Here is a 416-nt window from a genome sequence, read left to right on the forward strand (position 1 = left end):
ATATACATCGGCACGCCGCCCGCCTGACAGAGGCAAAGGGGGTGTTCCCGATTCGAATAGGCATCCGCCAACCGGTCGTCGAACACAGCATCTGCGACATCGACATCAATCCCGCTCATGCGGATATGCCGGCTCATGGTTTTTCGGTTCCTGCGGTCATCATCGGCATAGTCTCCTCTTCACGCGTAAGGCTGCGTTCGGTTGCTCCTGCGGTTTTCACCGACTTGCTGTTCGTCGGGGTTCTTCTTGCATCAATCGAACTCTGCCGATTCTCATTCTCCCAGTTTCAGGTACAATGACGCTCACCGCGAAAGGACAACGCATGCGAAATCCCGCAGACGGCGATCAACCACCCCTCAACGGTGCCTCCAGCGCTGCTGCCCCGATGCCCGTTCTCATCGCATTGCCCTTCAATG

At 57.0% G+C, this 416-nt stretch carries 1 protein-coding gene; it reads left to right on the top strand.

The genetic code is table 11. From position 1 onward, the window contains the following. On the top strand, positions 1 to 299 hold a 299-nt coding region (locus CEV33_RS24645; protein WP_328588537.1), incomplete at its 5' end, for a hypothetical protein. Positions 300 to 416: the final 117 nt, after the last annotated feature.

Origin of the sequence: Brucella grignonensis (assembly GCF_002252505.1) — a bacterium.
Lineage (GTDB): Bacteria > Pseudomonadota > Alphaproteobacteria > Rhizobiales > Rhizobiaceae > Brucella > Brucella grignonensis.